At 47.0% G+C, this 13,681-nt stretch carries 22 protein-coding genes; 2 read left to right on the top strand and 20 right to left on the bottom strand.

What is annotated here, in order from left to right:
* Positions 1-19: 19 nt before the first annotated feature.
* The 6 genes from MKX42_RS04705 to MKX42_RS04680 form a co-directional block, all read right to left on the bottom strand.
* Positions 20-340, bottom strand: a complete 321-nt coding sequence (locus tag MKX42_RS04705) for a phage tail assembly protein (RefSeq protein ID WP_051477757.1) — start codon at positions 338-340, stop codon at positions 20-22.
* Between the two features lie 12 nt (positions 341-352).
* The gene (locus MKX42_RS04700; RefSeq protein WP_340751518.1) at positions 353-871 is read right to left on the bottom strand and encodes a phage major tail tube protein; all 519 of its coding nucleotides are present in this window, start codon (positions 869-871) and stop codon (positions 353-355) included.
* Positions 872-885: 14 nt separating this feature from the next.
* On the bottom strand, positions 886-2,331 hold the full coding sequence (locus tag MKX42_RS04695; RefSeq protein WP_340751517.1) for a phage tail sheath family protein: 1,446 nt from the start codon (positions 2,329-2,331) through the stop codon (positions 886-888).
* A 3-nt stretch (positions 2,332-2,334) separates the two neighbouring features.
* A complete protein-coding gene (locus tag MKX42_RS04690) occupies positions 2,335-2,607 on the bottom strand; it encodes a hypothetical protein (protein WP_340751516.1) in 273 nt (90 codons plus the stop codon).
* Complete coding sequence (locus tag MKX42_RS04685; protein ID WP_340751515.1) at positions 2,604-3,026, bottom strand: hypothetical protein; 423 nt, start codon at positions 3,024-3,026, stop codon at positions 2,604-2,606. The genes MKX42_RS04690 and MKX42_RS04685 overlap by 4 nt, the downstream gene beginning before the upstream one ends.
* A 138-nt stretch (positions 3,027-3,164) precedes the next feature.
* The gene (locus MKX42_RS04680; RefSeq protein WP_340751514.1) at positions 3,165-3,689 is read right to left on the bottom strand and encodes a sigma factor-like helix-turn-helix DNA-binding protein; all 525 of its coding nucleotides are present in this window, start codon (positions 3,687-3,689) and stop codon (positions 3,165-3,167) included.
* 205 nt (positions 3,690-3,894) lie between these two features.
* Between MKX42_RS04680 and MKX42_RS04675 the strand changes: the two genes are divergently transcribed.
* Together MKX42_RS04675 and MKX42_RS04670 are read left to right on the top strand one after the other, a co-directional pair.
* Entirely contained in the window at positions 3,895-4,296 is a 402-nt protein-coding gene (locus MKX42_RS04675; protein ID WP_340751513.1) for a helix-turn-helix domain-containing protein, read from the top strand.
* An 87-nt stretch (positions 4,297-4,383) separates the two neighbouring features.
* Positions 4,384-5,274 (top strand): ImmA/IrrE family metallo-endopeptidase, encoded by an 891-nt coding sequence (locus MKX42_RS04670; protein ID WP_340751512.1) that lies wholly within the window; start codon positions 4,384-4,386, stop codon positions 5,272-5,274.
* 97 nt (positions 5,275-5,371) lie between these two features.
* Here the strand turns inward: MKX42_RS04670 and rpsI are convergent, their stop codons facing one another.
* The 14 genes from rpsI to rplO form a co-directional block, all read right to left on the bottom strand.
* Positions 5,372-5,764, bottom strand: coding sequence for a 30S ribosomal protein S9 (gene rpsI / locus MKX42_RS04665; RefSeq protein ID WP_036692433.1), 393 nt, complete (start codon positions 5,762-5,764; stop codon positions 5,372-5,374).
* Positions 5,765-5,784: 20 nt separating this feature from the next.
* Positions 5,785-6,222 (bottom strand): 50S ribosomal protein L13, encoded by a 438-nt coding sequence (gene rplM, locus MKX42_RS04660; protein WP_036692430.1) that lies wholly within the window; start codon positions 6,220-6,222, stop codon positions 5,785-5,787.
* Positions 6,223-6,452: 230 nt separating this feature from the next.
* Complete coding sequence (truA, locus tag MKX42_RS04655; protein ID WP_340751511.1) at positions 6,453-7,232, bottom strand: tRNA pseudouridine(38-40) synthase TruA; 780 nt, start codon at positions 7,230-7,232, stop codon at positions 6,453-6,455.
* A gap of 179 nt (positions 7,233-7,411) precedes the next feature.
* The gene (rplQ, locus tag MKX42_RS04650; protein ID WP_019908254.1) at positions 7,412-7,777 is read right to left on the bottom strand and encodes a 50S ribosomal protein L17; all 366 of its coding nucleotides are present in this window, start codon (positions 7,775-7,777) and stop codon (positions 7,412-7,414) included.
* Positions 7,778-7,818: 41 nt separating this feature from the next.
* Positions 7,819-8,763: a DNA-directed RNA polymerase subunit alpha gene (locus MKX42_RS04645; protein ID WP_036692422.1), complete on the bottom strand. Its 945-nt coding sequence runs from the start codon at positions 8,761-8,763 to the stop codon at positions 7,819-7,821.
* 131 nt (positions 8,764-8,894) lie between these two features.
* Positions 8,895-9,290: a 30S ribosomal protein S11 gene (rpsK, locus tag MKX42_RS04640; protein WP_020427052.1), complete on the bottom strand. Its 396-nt coding sequence runs from the start codon at positions 9,288-9,290 to the stop codon at positions 8,895-8,897.
* Between the two features lie 19 nt (positions 9,291-9,309).
* Entirely contained in the window at positions 9,310-9,678 is a 369-nt protein-coding gene (gene rpsM, locus MKX42_RS04635; protein WP_036692419.1) for a 30S ribosomal protein S13, read from the bottom strand.
* Between the two features lie 19 nt (positions 9,679-9,697).
* Complete coding sequence (gene rpmJ / locus MKX42_RS04630) at positions 9,698-9,811, bottom strand: 50S ribosomal protein L36 (RefSeq protein ID WP_026688601.1); 114 nt, start codon at positions 9,809-9,811, stop codon at positions 9,698-9,700.
* 53 nt (positions 9,812-9,864) lie between these two features.
* Positions 9,865-10,080, bottom strand: coding sequence for a translation initiation factor IF-1 (infA, locus tag MKX42_RS04625; RefSeq protein WP_018753971.1), 216 nt, complete (start codon positions 10,078-10,080; stop codon positions 9,865-9,867).
* A gap of 2 nt (positions 10,081-10,082) precedes the next feature.
* Complete coding sequence (locus tag MKX42_RS04620; RefSeq protein ID WP_340751510.1) at positions 10,083-10,391, bottom strand: KOW domain-containing RNA-binding protein; 309 nt, start codon at positions 10,389-10,391, stop codon at positions 10,083-10,085.
* Between the two features lie 11 nt (positions 10,392-10,402).
* Positions 10,403-11,155, bottom strand: coding sequence for a type I methionyl aminopeptidase (map, locus tag MKX42_RS04615; RefSeq protein ID WP_340751509.1), 753 nt, complete (start codon positions 11,153-11,155; stop codon positions 10,403-10,405).
* A gap of 4 nt (positions 11,156-11,159) precedes the next feature.
* On the bottom strand, positions 11,160-11,804 hold the full coding sequence (locus tag MKX42_RS04610; protein ID WP_340751508.1) for an adenylate kinase: 645 nt from the start codon (positions 11,802-11,804) through the stop codon (positions 11,160-11,162).
* Between the two features lie 99 nt (positions 11,805-11,903).
* The gene (secY, locus tag MKX42_RS04605; protein ID WP_340751507.1) at positions 11,904-13,202 is read right to left on the bottom strand and encodes a preprotein translocase subunit SecY; all 1,299 of its coding nucleotides are present in this window, start codon (positions 13,200-13,202) and stop codon (positions 11,904-11,906) included.
* Complete coding sequence (gene rplO, locus MKX42_RS04600) at positions 13,202-13,642, bottom strand: 50S ribosomal protein L15 (protein WP_036692409.1); 441 nt, start codon at positions 13,640-13,642, stop codon at positions 13,202-13,204. Before rplO ends, secY begins: the two co-directional genes overlap by 1 nt.
* Between the last annotated feature and the right edge of the window lie 39 nt (positions 13,643-13,681).

The following is a 13,681-nucleotide window of genomic DNA, read 5'->3' as shown; positions in this document are numbered from 1 at the left end:
CCATCGCCGTCTCCGCAGCCTACAGCAGCAAAAAACTTTGTGCCTGTAAGGTCAGTTTTGTGAAATCCTTAGCGGGCAGAGCTTTAATCAGCCCCACATGAACACCAGCAGCCCTGGCCACAATATAAGCCTGATAAGCTTTATTGGTCTCTTTAATCAATTCTCCACCGGATTGACGGGCAGATTCCATCTGATATTGCCGGTCACAGGTAAGGATGTCCTCGCCGGTTAACTTGTCAAAATCAATACTCAGGCTTTCAAACGTATCGCCCTCAAAGTTAACGGGCCGGGCGAAAGTGTATACTTCCGCTCCGGTCTCCTCCAATTCTTTTGTTCCCATCGTGCACTCTCCTTATAGACCCAGATTCTGTTTGGTAGCCGCAAGGTAATCGACATCGTATACTTTATGAATGTAGTTATACTTATCAATTTCCAACACCTGAACACCATCCAGCGTGACCTTCAAATAGTTAACCGAGAAGTTGTTGGTGGTATCCATTGCGGCTCCAGTCTCCAGATTACCAAGTGTCAAGCCGAGCGGTCTCGCCCGAACGGTAACCTTAAACGGCACCTCGCGGTATTCACTTGTCGCGGTATCGAACGTCTGAATGGAAGCACGCAGATCCAACGTGTGGACCTTTGGTGCCAGTAGAGAGGCTGCTGCCTTCTCGATCGTGCGCCATTTAAGCGCCAGACTCATCGCTCCCGTGTACCCTGGGGAAGGTGCCGCCATTTCTCCTGCAATCCCGCCCCCTTTGATTGTATCTACCAAGTAAGTAATTTCCGGCAAGGTCGCGGTTGCTGTTCCCAAGTAATCGACGGCATTCAAGTACACCGAATAATCAATAACCCGTTCTGATCTGTTTGGCATTATTGCTCCTCCTTCTACGCTACCAGCGCAGCCAAGTATGTTGTGTCGTATTCAAGCAGGAATGAAATTTCCTGTGCCGGTCCAGGCGGCGTAAGATGCAGATGGAATGTAATTTTACCGGCCATCAGATCTGTCACCGGATTCTCGGATTCATTGAACTCTACCCGACCGCCCAACAGTGCTCCCGATGCCGTCAGGCCATTCAGCCAAATGTTAACTGAATCCGTAACCGCGGCTACCAGCCGCTTGTTCATCGGGTCATCCACCTTCTGCATATAGGTCAGAATCAGACTGTTGCTGATCCAGTTGAACATCCGGCGGACCGGAATAAAGCTGTCTTTAGGATCGGTTACGCCCGGATAGGCAGCGGTGTTGTTCCCCCAGCTCTTCCAGCCGCTTGTTCCCAAATTAAGTGCTGTTACAATGCCTGCACTGTTCAGGAAGCTGGCCTGATCAATCCCGAGGAATTGGTTTGTCCCGTCAGACAATGCAGTGCCGTCCGCCTGCAAAGATTTATTAGAAGGGGATACAAAAGGAATGCCGCCATTACCCGCATCGGTCGCGGCAATAAGGCCGGCAAGCTGGGTGGAGAAATGATATTTCTTACCCCCAAGCGTCAGCATCGGGTAAGCGGCAACTTGCAAAGCACCCGTGTAACTATTGTTGGCTTTCCATGTACCGGCGTCTGTGTAAGACCGGGAGGGATCAATATCCGTCAGCGCAATCGCCTTGAAATTCCCGTTGATATTTCCGGCTTTCGCCTTCATCACTGCAGCAACCGCAGGCAAATGCGACCAGCCCGGAGCCAGCAGCAGATCCGGAAGGATACCAAAACGCGGATAAGCTTGATGAACCAGCTCAAAACCGGTATATTCACCGGAAGATGTTACGCCCCCAATGATATCCTCAGCTTTTACAGCATCAGGGTCCAGCTTGTCATATCCAATAGAAAGCTGATCAATACTGGATGCAATTGCACCAGAAGACTTCGTTGTGACTAACACATGTCCATTCTCATCAAAAGCAGCTGTGTAATCCTTACCGGATATATAAGTAGAAGTACCATCTGAAGATTTAACAATCAGTGTCGGCAGTAGTACCCCATCAGCCTGCAAAGTTGCCAGCCGGTTACTGACAACTACCGCTGCTGGAGCAACCGTTGTTTTGTGGATAGCCGGGTCAAGCACATTGACCAGGATCATAGGAGCTCTCTCGTACAAGGCAAAATGAGAATACACTAATTCGCTCAGCGTATATTTTGACCAGTCTTCACTATATCCCAGAGCCGCAACGGCTTCCGCGTAGCTATACACAAGCACAGGAGTATTAACAGGTACAGCCGCCGTTGCCATATGGAGGGGAGCTGTACCTACTGCAAAAGGAATACCGCTTGTTGCTTTTGCCGGAGCCAGAACCGAAGTTGATTGTTCAATAATGCTTACACCATGTTTAAATGACATTGATTAGATCCCCTTCCCTAAAAGCCTTTGATAGACTGTATATTCTGCGGTTCCTGCTTGAAGAATGCGCTCCTGCACTGCGGTCATTTCCTCAACTGGTACAATCAATTCAGCCACATCCGGCTGTTCAGCCATTAGGGGCGTTAAATAAGATGGAATGCCCGACCGGAATACGGCCGCTTGCAGCAGTTGGCCGCCACGCAAGTTAGGACCCAGATAAATTTGTATGGGCTCCTGCCCGGTTTGAGGTTGGTCATTATTTTCAATAGAATTCACAATACTACCTCCTGTCGAATTTGGGGCAATGCCCAGGTTGTTGTAAGTTCGCCCCTCCACACTGCTGAAGGGTGCTCTTCGTCAAGCTTCCATGTCCAAACGGCGTCCAAACTGAATTTCTGTTCAAGAACTCTCTGGCGCAATAGCAGGATACGTACCCGCTCCATTAGATTTAGCAGCATAATCAAGCCTGTATCCTCTTCGGAATGGGTTCCAAATTGAAGTTTAATTTGAATTTTCCCTTGCCCAGAATCTCCTTCTCCTTCAGCAGGCAGAATCATAATTACCGGATAGTCCAGATTTACAGTGGTATCCGGCAAAAGATAACCTAGCAGCACTGGGGGAACAGGCTGCGTATCATCCGCTAATTCATTTTGCAGAAATTTCTGGATTGCCATAATTAACAGCGTAATGGTCACTTTCGCCCTCCTTGTATTTAGGACTCATTTCTGAACCGTGCGGGTCGCACGTAACGGATTCATGATGATTAACCTCCCTTCTATTTATTAGGGGCTTTCACTAGACAAACCCATTATTCATATTTCGTGCAGTGTGCTTCATCTGAGAAGTGAACCAAATTCGTCCATTACGGAACTGATCTTTTTTTGCGCACGCTGGATATACTCACTTACACTGCCCGCCGAAATCATGAGCATTCCAGCAATAGCAACATGCGAGAATCCTTCACCGTTAGCCAGCATATAACACTCTCGCTCTCTTCTGCTAAGCAGCCCAAGGATATAGTCCAATTGATACTGTTCATCTTCTGTCAGTCCTTGTGAAGGGATCGCTTTGAAGTCGCAGGTGAAGTTCTGCATACGAATAGGCTCTAAAAGAATTTCCCGCTCATAACCAGCACGGCGTTCAATTCCCCGCTTATTTCCCGGTCGCCGGCCATGGCTCAGCCAATCAATCACATATTTACAGTCACTAACCATCCCGGCGATTATCTTTTTATCATCCTCGTCTGCAACTCTGTATAACCGCTCTACACTTTTTAATGAAATCTGGTATTCCGGAAGCATTCTTTGTACTAAATCAGAATTTTCAAATACCATGTGCTCCTGTTCGATAATACTCATCTTTATCCCTCATTCCTGTTAAAATATCGATAATATACTCAATTTCGTATTTTTAGATCATAATATGCTCAATTTCGCATTATGTCAAGACTTGTTTGCCTAAAAATACGAATATGCATATTTACAATTCGCATTAAAGCTTCTACAATAAAGGTAAATAATACGAAGTAGCGTATATACCGATGATTATGGGGAGGGGCTACATGTGCAGCGGGCTGAAGTCTTAAAGAGGTTAATTGAAGAAACCGGCCTGAACACAAAGGCTTTTTCAGAAAAAGCGGGGATTCCTTATACGACACTGAGATCCATCTTAATGAGAGGTGTAGGAGGAGCTTCCGTCGATAATGTCCTTAAGGTTTGTCGTGCTCTAGGCATAACTGCTGAAGAAATGGAGCGTCTTGCATTTGGGTCTAGCGAAGTGGAGGGCGCATCACCAATTCCTGAGCTTTCTGAATTTGAAGCCTTTTTAAGCAATCCCGAGCATGGACTGTTCTTCAAGGATTATTTAGATGCACCAGAAGAACGTAAACGGGAAATGTTAACGTTTTGGCATTTTATTAAAGATCTTGAAAAGAAAAAAGCAGAATCTTCAGACAACATTAATTAATATGTGCAGGAAAATCGTGGTTTCAGCCAACGGGCTGATTCCTCATATCTATATATACGAACATACATTCCCACTCGGAGGTTTCATATGTTTATTCACTATAAAAAAACACATTTAGAAAATTTCGTAGAAAATCTCTATATAAATCATTCCATTCTCCAACCTGAAGACATTACGATTTCCAGGCTTTCAGCTGAGCTAAATATACATACAGATTTTGCTCCTGTCCCAAGCCGTGCATACGAATCTTCATCGGGTCTGCGCTGTATATTATTGGACAACCGTTCTACACCAATGAAGCAGCGATTTGATTTTCTGCATGAATTATGCCACATGCTGAGACATGCCGGGAATCAGATGGTACTTCCTGTTCCTTTTATCAAAGCACAAGAAGAAGATGCTGAAAAGTTTGTTCTTTATGCCACAATGCCTTTTTTCATGATTCAGCCCTTTAATTTATCTGCAGATTACAATATAGCCATCCAGCAGATTTCTAAGATATTTGGGGTATCCAGAGATATGGCAAAAATACGCTTCGATCAAATATTGCGCCGTGAGTATGAGGGTGAAATGTTGCCTAGGGGTTACGAGGAGTATAAATCATCTCATTCTGGTCAACCGATTTTAGAGGCTCATATAGATAAACCTGTAATCTTTGCTTATTACGATCCCTATAGCACCTTGGATGGTCCCGATCAGCTTATTGTCTGTCTGGATCAGAGAACATTGTCCACTCAGCATGAATGGATCGTCCCGATGGAAGAACGGTTTCAGGAGATAGAGCTGGATGCATTAAAAAATATTGCGCTTGAGTCAGCAACGAGAGGGGATTTAATTTGCTTCGATGGTCAGCTTACTTTACAAATTCATCAGCTTGTTTATCGTTACGGATTAACTAAAGGGAATTTTGTATTACAGATGCGGGACATCGAACAGATCCTCGAAGCAGATCAGAGTACGATACGAAGATTTCTGTGAATTTCTGCGCAAGGCAAAATTTAATACGGCACGCAAAGATAAAAAAGCTCCTGACCATAAAGGCCAGGAGCTTTCATTCCTTGAGAACATGGAAATCTTAACGTTTCGAGAACTGTGGAGCGCGACGAGCAGCTTTGAGGCCGTATTTCTTACGTTCCTTCATACGTGGGTCACGTGTCAGGAAGCCGGCTTTCTTCAGCGTACCGCGATATTCAGGGTCTACTTTGAGCAATGCACGGGAGATCCCGTGACGGATTGCGCCAGCTTGACCGGAAATGCCGCCACCATGTGCAAGCACGATTACATCGTAGCTGCCCAGAGTTTCAGTCAGGTTCAAAGGTTGTCTTACGATCATTTTCAGTGTTTCAACACCGAAATATTCGTCCATCTCACGTTTGTTAATGACAATGCGTCCTTCACCCGGTACAAGGCGAACACGTGCTACCGAATGTTTACGACGACCTGTCCCATAGTATTGTACTTGTGCCATGAAACTGTCCTCCTTTATTCTTATCCGCGAAGTTCGTAAACTTCAGGTTTTTGTGCTGCATGTGGATGTTCAGCGCCTGCATATACTTTAAGTCTCAGCTTCATGTGATTACCTTGACGAGTCTTAGGAATCATGCCATGAACTGCGAATTCAATCATACGCTCAGGTTTGGTCTTGATCAGGTCTTCTGCAACAGTAACCTTCAAGCCGCCTGGGTGCATCGAGTGACGGTAGTATTTCTTGTTTTGCATTTTTTTACCTGTGAGGTGAATCTTCTCAGCGTTGATAACAATTACGAAATCACCGGTATCAACGTGTGGAGTGAATTGCGGTTTGTGTTTGCCGCGGATCAGGGCAGCGGCTTCGCTTGCCAAACGGCCAAGTGTTTTGCCTTCGGCATCAATGATGTGCCAATTGCGTTCAACTTCGTTCGGCTTCGCCATGTAGGTGGTACGCATGAATGTTTCCTCCTTGTTCTCGTACGAAAATCATCTGTTTCGTATATCTTGTTTCGCGATTGAATTACAATTTAGTGAGTTAAAAAACTTATTTGTTGGCATTTCCTTGATCGGGGCTGTGGGATAGCCATCAAGAAAACACAACTTTTATATTACAGTATAAACATGACAAGCGCAAGTGATTTTTAAACATTCAGTACTATTTTTATAAAAAATATAGTGCCGGCCGTTTAGTCTTCCGTCTCATCATATTCCACACTCCAGAGTGCCAGCCCCTTTGACACAGCCGTAGGTCCGGCTGCTGCACGATCACAAGCCGCAAGAATGGCAGGCATTCTATCTGCGCTGATTTTACCTTGCCCGACCTGCATCAGCGTCCCCATAATAATGCGCACCATATGCTGCAAAAAGCCACTGCCTGTAATATAGGTATGGATCACTCCCTGGTCTGGAGAGCCCGGGCGGCACATGCTGCGGTCAACTTCAAGATAAGCCTCATAAATGGTCCGCACATGCGAAGTCTTAGTGGACTTCCTGGAAGCAAACGAGGTGTAATCATGGGTACCCAGCAGTGCGTTTAGCCCCAGTTCCATCGCAGGAACGTTCAGCTTCATCGGATGATGATGCTGCCAGCGCCGCTGGAACGGGTCCGGGAACCGGTTGCCGTTAATCGTGTACCGGTAGGTTTTACGCTTCGCCCCTCTACGGGAGTGGAACGAGAGCGGAACCTCAGCGGCCTCTGTAACCACGATGTCCTGCGGCAGTCTGGCATTTAGAGCCAGGCACCAGCGCTCCAGCGGAATCTGGGAGGAGGTTATGAAGTTAAAAGGTTGGCCATAAGCATGCACCCCCGCATCAGTCCGTCCTGAGCCCGTGATTTTGAGCGTCTCACCGGTCAGATGCTGAATAGCATGCTCCAGCTTGTCCTGAATCGTATTGCCCTGAGGCTGGGTCTGAAAGCCATCATAGTGGGTGCCGTCATAATTGACTTTCATCAATAGATTGCGCATTTCATTCTCCTGTTGATCCATATACTTGATTTACTCTCAAAAAAAAGAGCCCCGGCGGGAGCTCCTTCTACTCTATACAAGGTGATTCCCGCGGTTATTTGCACGGCAGGGTAATATGCCCTGCAGTACAATAACGTTAAATACGTAAAGCGTACATCCGGAAATCATAGCTTGTGAAACTACGCGCGGTCTACCAGTTCAAGATAAACCATAGGCGCAGCATCGCCACGGCGAGGTCCCAGCTTCAGGATACGAGTGTATCCGCCTGGACGCTCTGTGTAACGTGGAGCAATGTCAGAGAACAATTTTTGGATTGCATCTTGTTCACCATCTACAGTCTCACGACGAACAAATGCAGCTACTTGACGGCGAGCATGAAGATCGCCCTTTTTCGCTTTAGTGATCAGTTTCTCAGCGATGGAACGAACTTCCTTCGCTTTGGCTTCTGTTGTCTGAATACGTTCGTATAGGAACAGATCCGTTACCATATCGCGGAACAAAGCTTTACGCGCGCTGGAATCACGGCCCAATTTTTGGTATGCCATTTGTTTTCCCTCCTTCACTCAAGTCTCAAGAACTCCGGGTACTATTCTTCTGTACGAAGTCCCAAACCAAGTTCCTCAAGCTTCTCTTGAACCTCTTCCAAAGATTTGCGGCCCAGGTTACGAACCTTCATCATATCTTCTTCAGTTTTCGTAGTCAGCTCTTGCACGGTATTAATACCGGCACGTTTGAGGCAGTTGTAGGAACGGACAGAAAGATCAAGCTCCTCGATAGTCATCTCAAGTACTTTTTCTTTTTTGTCTTCTTCTTTTTCAACCATAATTTCGGCGTCTTTCGCTTCATCCGTAAGACCTACGAACAGAACGAGGTGCTCGTTCAAAATTTTGGCTCCAAGGCTAACGGCTTCTTCCGGTCGGATACTGCCATCTGTCCAAATTTCCAGCGTCAACTTGTCGTAGTTAGTCACTTGACCAACACGGGTATTATCAATACCGTAATTCACACGTGAAATAGGAGTGTAGATAGAGTCAACTGGAATTACACCAATTGGCTGATCGTCGCGTTTGTTCCGGTCCGCTTGGACGTAGCCGCGACCACGGCCTGCAAAAATGCGCATGTGCAGTCTCGCGCCAGGTCCCAGCGTTGCAATATGAAGATCCGGGTTCAGGATCTCAACATCGCTGTCCGCACGGATATCACCTGCGGTAACGATGCCTTCTCCTTCAGCATCAATCTCGAACACTTTCTCTTCATCCGAATGAATCTTCAGAGAAAGAGCTTTAAGGTTCAGGATGATTTCCGTCACATCTTCCATTACGCCGGGAACGGTCGAGAACTCATGCAGAACGCCGTCAATTTGGACCGAAGTCACTGCGGCTCCCGGAAGGGAGGAAAGCAGTATCCGGCGAAGCGAGTTCCCCAGAGTCGTGCCATATCCACGTTCCAGCGGTTCAACTACGAATTTCCCATAGGTCCCATCATCATTGGCTTCTACGGTCTCAATCTTCGGCTTTTCGATTTCTATCACGAGTGTACCCCTCCTTCAAACGTCGCTCCTATATGAAACAGTCACCCCATCAGGTGTATCATGTAGTATGCCTAAACACCTATTATTAGCAGATGCGTCAGAATTATACCACAATCACAATTCTGATTGTACTAAACGCGGCGACGCTTCGGCGGACGGCATCCATTGTGAGGAACTGGAGTAACGTCTTTAATGAGGTTTACTTCAAGACCAGCGGCCTGAAGGGAACGGATGGCTGCTTCGCGGCCCGCGCCCGGTCCTTTAACCATAACTTCAACGGACTTCATGCCGTGTTCCATAGCTGCCTTAGCAGCTGTTTCGGCTGCCATTTGCGCTGCAAATGGAGTCGATTTACGGGAACCTTTGAATCCTTGACCACCGGAGCTTGCCCAGGAAATTGCATTTCCGTGGGGATCCGTGATCGTAACGATAGTGTTATTGAACGTGGAACGGATATGTGCCACGCCAGACTCGATATTTTTCCGGTCGCGACGTTTCGTACGTACGACTTTTTTCGGTTTAGCCATTGTCTCTTATCACCTCTTCTTATTTCTTTTTGTTTGCTACAGTACGACGCGGGCCTTTACGGGTACGAGCATTGGTTTTGGTACGTTGACCGCGAACAGGCAATCCACGACGGTGACGAACACCGCGGTAACAGCCGATCTCAGTAAGACGCTTAATATTCAAGGAAATTTCACGACGAAGGTCACCTTCAACCTTAACCTCTTTGTCGATCGTTTCACGCAGTTTGCTGACTTCATCTTCCGTCAAATCACGGACACGTGTGTTAACGTCAATGCCTGTTCCATTAAGAATTTTCTGGGAAGTCGTTTTACCGATTCCGAAAATATAAGTCAAGGCGATCTCAACGCGCTTATCACGTGGCAAATCCACTCCAGCTATACGAGCCATTTTACGCTACACCCCCTTCTTAACCTTGTTTTTGTTTGTGTTTCGGATTTTCGCAAATTACCATAACAGTCCCTTTGCGGCGGATGACTTTGCATTTTTCGCACATGGGCTTTACAGAAGGTCTTACCTTCATGTTAATTACCTCCTCAAAGTTTTGCGAAGCAAAACTTTTGTTGTAGTTCCCATCTATTTCCGGTAAGTTATACGGCCTTTTGATAGATCATAAGGCGATAACTGCACGACCACTTTGTCTCCGGTTAGGATACGGATAAAGTGCATCCGCAATTTCCCGGACACATGGGCAAGTATTTGATGACCGTTCTCAAGCTCAACCTTAAAAGTTGCGTTAGGCAACGGCTCAATAACCGTTCCTTCTACCTCAATGACGTCTTCCTTAGCCACAGTTAGTCTCCTTTCTCATTAGCACTTTTTCCAGCGGGCGCGCCATACTTCATCACTGCAAACCGCAGCTTTCCGTTGGTGACCCGGCCGGTTTCTTCCAAACTGTCTACAATCTCACTGCTGATGGAGGGTATGAGCTCCAGGTGCTGAATATTCTTCTTCTTTGGGCTGTCAAACTTACGTTTGTCCCCATCAGCAATATATACAAATCTGCTATCCACAACTGCGATAACAACGGCAGCCTCTCCGGCATCCTTGCCTTTGAGAATTCTCACGATTTGACCAACCTGCGGGCTGCTCCCAGTATTCACGTGAAGATCACCTACGCATTCAGTTTTGTGAAAATCTCCATGCCGTCCGGTGTAACTGCTACTGTATGCTCGAAGTGAGCGCACAGTGAACCGTCAACCGTAACGACCGTCCAGTTATCATCCAGCGTTCTGACATAACGTTCTCCCGCGTTAACCATCGGTTCAATGGCGAGTACCATACCCGGCTTCAAACGTGGTCCGCGGTCCGCTATGCCATAGTTCGGAATTTGCGGTTCTTCATGCAGTTCTGCCCCAATGCCATGACCAACATACTCGCGGACAACGGAGAACCCGGCGTCTTCAATGTATGCTTGAATTGCATGGGAGATTGTAAACAAGCGCACATCCGGTTTGACTAACGCCAGTCCAGCGTACAGGGAGCCTTCCGTGACGTCCAGCAGACGCTGAGCCTCTTCGGAAATGCTGCCCACCCCGTAAGTCCAGGCGGAATCACCGTGATAACCACGGTACTCTGCACCGATATCCAGCGTAACGATGTCGCCTTCTACCAGTTTGCGTTTCCCTGGAAATCCATGCACCAATTGTTCGTTGACTGAAGCGCAAATGCTGGCAGGAAAACCGTTGTAGCCTTTGAAAGACGGCACAGCACCCTGACTGCGAATGTACCCATCGGCGATTCTGTCGAGCTCACCGGTAGTAATGCCTGGCTGGATAGCTTCAGCAATAAGACGGTGACTCTCGGCAACAATTCGACCAGCTTCCCTCATAAAGACAAGTTCCTGTTCGGATTTGCAAATGATCATTACATTAACCCCGCAGCATAGATACGATTTCAGAAGAAACGACATTGATTTCGTATTCTCCGTTTACCTGACGCACAAGACCTTTATCGTCATAAAATGCAAGCAGCGGCGCTGTCTTGTTATCATACTCATCCAGACGCTTGCCTACACTTTCTTCGTTGTCATCCGGACGCTGATACAATTCTCCGCCATCAATGTCGCAGACGCCTTCTTGCTTCGGCGGATTGAAAATCAAATGGTAGGATGTTCCGCATACTGAGCAGATCCGGCGTCCGGTAAGACGCGCCATCAGCAGTCCGCGGTCCACATTCAAGTTAACAACGTGATCCAGTGAAGTTCCAAGCCGGCTGAGGATTTCTCCCAGCGCTTCCGCTTGCGAAAGGGTTCTTGGAAAGCCATCCAATAAAAAACCTTTTTCGCAATCGGACTGCTGCAGCCGTTCTTCGACGATTCCAATAGTCACATCATCAGGTACAAGCAAACCTTCATCGATGTAAGATTTAGCCTTCAGCCCGATCGGTGTTCCCTGCTTGATTGCCAAGCGAAAAGCATCACCGGTCGAAATATGCGGAATACCAAGTTCTTTAACAACAACAGCGGCTTGTGTTCCCTTGCCTGCCCCAGGAGGGCCCATGAATAAAATGTTCACGATTCTCTTCTCCCCCCAAAAGTTCGCCACCAAGCAAGAAACAGCACAATAGGTACCGGGAAGTTTAATATCCTTAGGTACTTCTCCGGAACCTATCGCCTATTTATTGATGAAGCCTTTGTAATGGCGTTTGATCAATTGGCTCTCGATCTGCTTCATGGTATCCAGTGCAACACCAATAACGATCAGGAGTGCAGTACCACCAATCTGTACTTGCTTCGGCAACCCGGACAACGATCCAAATAACACTGGCAGTACAGAGATGAGTGATAGGAACAGCGCACCGGACATCGTCAGACGCGACATTACTCTAGTCAGGTATTTCTCTGTAGCCTTACCTGGACGTATACCTGGAATGTATCCGCCATTCTTTTTCATATTGTCAGCCATTTGCTGCGGGTTCATCTGGACAAACGTATAGAAGAACGTGAATCCGATGATCATGACTACATACAGCAGCATGCCGAGCGGCTTGGTATGATCCAGATTAGCCGAGACCCATTTAGCCCAAGCGTGGGTGGACCAGAAGCTCGATAAAACGATTGGGAATTGAAGCAGCGAAACGGCGAAGATAACAGGAATTACACCAGCCGCATTAATTTTAAGCGGAATGTGCGTATTCTGTCCACCGTACATTTTGTTACCGACTACGCGTTTGGCATATTGTACAGGGATTTTACGGATACCTTGTTGAACAAAGATCACCCCGACAATAATCGCAACAACCACGATCAGTACAATAACGACTTTAAGAATATTCAGGAACATCTGACCCGGCTGGATGAAGCTTGATTGCGCCGTAGTGGTGATATATCCCGGAAAGGCGGCGACGATTCCCGCAAAAATCAGGATCGAAATCCCGTTTCCTATACCCTTTTCAGTGATCTGCTCACCTAACCACATCAAGAACGATGTACCCGCCGTCAGTATGATCGCAATAAGCAGGTAATCCGCAAAGGTTGCATTTGGAATCATCTCAGTGCCATAAATCCGGTTAAACCCGATAGATGTGGCAAACGCTTGAATCAAACCTAGCACTACTGTGCCGTAACGCGTAATTTGCGCCAGTTGCTTTTTCCCGTGCTCCCCTTGCTTAGCCCATTCGGCAAACTTAGGAACAACATCCATCGAAAGCAATTGAACTATGATGGATGCTGTGATATACGGGTAAATGCTGATCGCAAAAATCGAGAAGTTTTTGAGCGCTCCGCCCGAGAAGGTGTTCAAAAGACCCATCAAAGCGTCTCCGCCCTGATTTGTTGATTCCAGTACTTCTTTGTTCACACCGGGAACCGGTACAAACGAACCGATGCGGTAAATGATCAGAACGAACAGGGTAAACAGGATCTTTTTGCGCAAATCTTCAACATGCCATATATTCTTAAGCGTCTTGAACATTAGATCACCTCGGTTTTACCGCCGGCAGCTTCGATTTTCTCTACCGCAGATTGAGAGAACTTATTTGCTTTGACAGTCAATTTAACAGCCAGTTCACCATTGCCGAGAATCTTGATGCCGCTCTTAGTGTTGCTGACAACACCAGTTTCAAGCAAAAGCTCAGGAGTTACTTCTGTTCCTTCTGCAAAGCTATTCAGATCTTCCAGGTTCACAATCGCGTACTCTTTACGGGTAGGATTGACGAAACCACGTTTAGGCAGACGACGATAGAGTGGGTTTTGTCCACCCTCGAAGCCTGGACGTACACCACCGCCGGAACGGGAGTTTTGACCTTTGTGACCACGGCCCGAAGTTTTACCGTTACCGCTACTTGGTCCACGACCAACGCGGTTGCGTTCTTTCCGTGATCCAGGAGCTGGAGCAAGTTCATGTAACTTCATCGTTTGCACCTCCTTATGTTTGTTAATTTATGCGAGGCT

Origin of the sequence: Paenibacillus sp. FSL R7-0204 (genome assembly GCF_038002225.1) — a bacterium.
Lineage (GTDB): Bacteria > Bacillota > Bacilli > Paenibacillales > Paenibacillaceae > Paenibacillus_AQ.
Note: the sequence above shows the minus strand (reverse complement) of the source record. Positions and strands in the feature narration are given on the sequence as shown.

Excerpts from the sequence above, each read along its gene's own strand:
- MKX42_RS04705 (WP_051477757.1), bottom strand. The coding sequence starts at position 340 with ATGGGAACAAAAGAATTGGAGGAGACCGGAGCGGAAGTATACACTTTC.
- MKX42_RS04700 (WP_340751518.1), bottom strand. The coding sequence starts at position 871 with ATGCCAAACAGATCAGAACGGGTTATTGATTATTCGGTGTACTTGAAT.
- MKX42_RS04695 (WP_340751517.1), bottom strand. The coding sequence starts at position 2,331 with ATGTCATTTAAACATGGTGTAAGCATTATTGAACAATCAACTTCGGTT.
- MKX42_RS04680 (WP_340751514.1), bottom strand. The coding sequence starts at position 3,689 with ATGAGTATTATCGAACAGGAGCACATGGTATTTGAAAATTCTGATTTA.
- MKX42_RS04670 (WP_340751512.1), top strand. The coding sequence starts at position 4,384 with ATGTTTATTCACTATAAAAAAACACATTTAGAAAATTTCGTAGAAAAT.
- rpsI (WP_036692433.1), bottom strand. The coding sequence starts at position 5,764 with ATGGCACAAGTACAATACTATGGGACAGGTCGTCGTAAACATTCGGTA.
- rplM (WP_036692430.1), bottom strand. The coding sequence starts at position 6,222 with ATGCGTACCACCTACATGGCGAAGCCGAACGAAGTTGAACGCAATTGG.
- truA (WP_340751511.1), bottom strand. The coding sequence starts at position 7,232 with ATGCGCAATCTATTGATGAAAGTCAATTATGACGGCACCCACTATGAT.
- rplQ (WP_019908254.1), bottom strand. The coding sequence starts at position 7,777 with ATGGCATACCAAAAATTGGGCCGTGATTCCAGCGCGCGTAAAGCTTTG.
- rpsK (WP_020427052.1), bottom strand. The coding sequence starts at position 9,290 with ATGGCTAAACCGAAAAAAGTCGTACGTACGAAACGTCGCGACCGGAAA.
- rpsM (WP_036692419.1), bottom strand. The coding sequence starts at position 9,678 with ATGGCTCGTATAGCTGGAGTGGATTTGCCACGTGATAAGCGCGTTGAG.
- rpmJ (WP_026688601.1), bottom strand. The coding sequence starts at position 9,811 with ATGAAGGTAAGACCTTCTGTAAAGCCCATGTGCGAAAAATGCAAAGTC.
- map (WP_340751509.1), bottom strand. The coding sequence starts at position 11,155 with ATGATCATTTGCAAATCCGAACAGGAACTTGTCTTTATGAGGGAAGCT.
- secY (WP_340751507.1), bottom strand. The coding sequence starts at position 13,202 with ATGTTCAAGACGCTTAAGAATATATGGCATGTTGAAGATTTGCGCAAA.
- rplO (WP_036692409.1), bottom strand. The coding sequence starts at position 13,642 with ATGAAGTTACATGAACTTGCTCCAGCTCCTGGATCACGGAAAGAACGC.